This is a genomic window from Longibaculum muris, from assembly GCF_004343035.1.
GTDB lineage: Bacteria > Bacillota_I > Bacilli_A > Erysipelotrichales > Coprobacillaceae > Longibaculum > Longibaculum muris.
Genome location: NZ_SMCQ01000051.1, coordinates 1 through 2,164, shown reverse-complemented (window position 1 = coordinate 2,164; position 2,164 = coordinate 1). Strand labels below are relative to the sequence as shown.

The 2,164-nt window shown below is 35.5% G+C and carries 2 protein-coding genes; both read left to right on the top strand.

Annotated features, from left to right (window positions below):
* Positions 1-126 precede the first annotated feature (126 nt).
* Positions 127-1,341, top strand: a complete 1,215-nt coding sequence (gene istA, locus EDD60_RS15975) for an IS21 family transposase (protein WP_132226558.1) — start codon at positions 127-129, stop codon at positions 1,339-1,341.
* 2 nt (positions 1,342-1,343) lie between these two features.
* Positions 1,344-2,120, top strand: coding sequence for an IS21-like element helper ATPase IstB (gene istB / locus EDD60_RS15970; RefSeq protein ID WP_132226557.1), 777 nt, complete (start codon positions 1,344-1,346; stop codon positions 2,118-2,120).
* Positions 2,121-2,164: the final 44 nt, after the last annotated feature.

Sequence of the window (2,164 nt, the reverse complement as noted above, 5' to 3'; positions counted from 1 at the left end):
TGTTAATGGTAAAATAAAGATAACCAAAAAGGTTGGTTTAACAATTACCACTTATGGTAATGACAAACTACCAGCTGGTTATCTTTTTTGATAAAATCTCTTATATTTTATGTATAGGAGATTTATATGGAAAGAAATATTATAGGAGACTTACTTATTTTGAAACAGCTTAACATAAAACCTAATTTCAGTGAATTAGCCCGTATTTATGATATGGATAGACATACTGTCGCTAAATACTGGCGTAACGGAGGAATCAAACATATGGAAAGAAAATCAAGAAAAAGCATACTTGATCAATATGAAGAAGAAATCAGAACATTATTAAAAAAGCCTGGTGTTAATAAACGTGCTGCTTATGAATACCTTCTTGACAAATATGGTTCTGATCATATAGGCACTTACAACAATTTTAAATATTATACATGGAAACGTGAAATGCAGCCTCAAAAAAGCAGCAAGCCCCATGTAAGATTTGAAACAAAGCCTGGTCAGCAGCTTCAGGTAGACTGGAAGGAAAACCTTAAAATAACCACGGTGCATGGCGAAGCTATTGAGTTCAACATTATGACCTCAACACTTGGCTATTCCAGAGAGCATATCTTTATCTATACAAAAGGGAAAACGACTGAGGATTTCCTAAGATGCATTATTGATACACTCAACCGGCTTGGTGGAGCACCTGAATATATTCTTACAGATAATATGACCGCTGTTGTAAGCATTACAAACGGAACAAAGAGAAAGCACGAAAAAATCAAAGCCTTTGAAAATGATACAGGTATTAAAATCAGACTATGCAAGACAAGAAGCCCACAGACCAAGGGCAAGGATGAATCAGCCAATAGATTTATTTCATGGCTAAATGCCTATGATGGTGAGATTAGAGATGAAGGGCATCTTATTGAGCTTATTGAAAGACTCAACATGAAGGTCAACAGCACTGTCAACCAGACAACAAACGTACCGCCGCATGTCCTTTTCAAAAAAGAAAAGGAATATCTCAAGCCGCTGCCAAGCAAAGTATTGCTGGACAGCTATGTAGATCATGTCATTACACAGACAGTGCCACCAACACTGCTGGTGACCTACAAGGGCTCAGGATATTCCGTACCTACAAAGCTTATTAACAAGCGTGTCAAAATGATACCTATTGAAAATAAGCTTTATATATATTTTAACACAGAACTCATTACTGTACATCAGATAAATCAAAATAAATTCAATTATCATCTCGACCATTATCAGGAGGCACTGCATAAGTCCATTCATAATAAGGAAGTGGATATTGATGCAGTTGCACAGGAGAATCTGAAGCTGATGGAAAGGATAGGAAAATAAGCATGGCAACAAACTATAACAAACTCATGAATAACCTGGAGATGTTAAAACTTGATAAGATAAGGGAATATCTTGACAGCTATATCAGTCTGGTCAATGAAGGACAAAAGGATATAGTTGATGCATTTTATGAGCTTACCAGCTTTGAAATGGATTTAAGAAACGAAAGAGCAATGAACGCATGCGTTAAAGTAGCGAACTTCCCCTATATCAAAACATTCGAAGATTTTGACTTCTCATATCAGCCATCTATCAATAAAGATGAAATCATAGATTTCAGAAATCTAAGATTCATGGAAAAGAAAGAAAATATTCTGCTTATAGGAACACCAGGGGTCGGCAAGACCCATCTAGCAACATCTATAGGGATAGAAGCAGCCAAAAACAGAAACAGCACATACTTCATTAACTGTAACGATCTGGTACTGCAGCTAAAAAGGGCACATCTAGAAAATCGACTGGAAACAAGATTGAAGTTTTTTGCGAAGTATAAGTTGCTTATCATAGATGAGGTAGGTTTTCTTCCATTGGACAGTGAATCATCAAATTTACTTTTTCAGCTAATAACGAAAAGGTATGAAAAACATTCAACAATTATTACAACAAACAAGTCATTATCAAGATGGGGAGAAATATTTGGAGATAATGTGCTGGCAAACGCAATACTTGACAGACTTATACACCATTCTCACATTATCAATATCACAGGAAGGTCCTATAGAACAAAAGACAAGATATCAATGATAGAGGAAGATGGGCAAAACAACCAAAACTGGTGAAACTTAAACTAACATTTTTGGTGAAATTTATATTGACATTAACA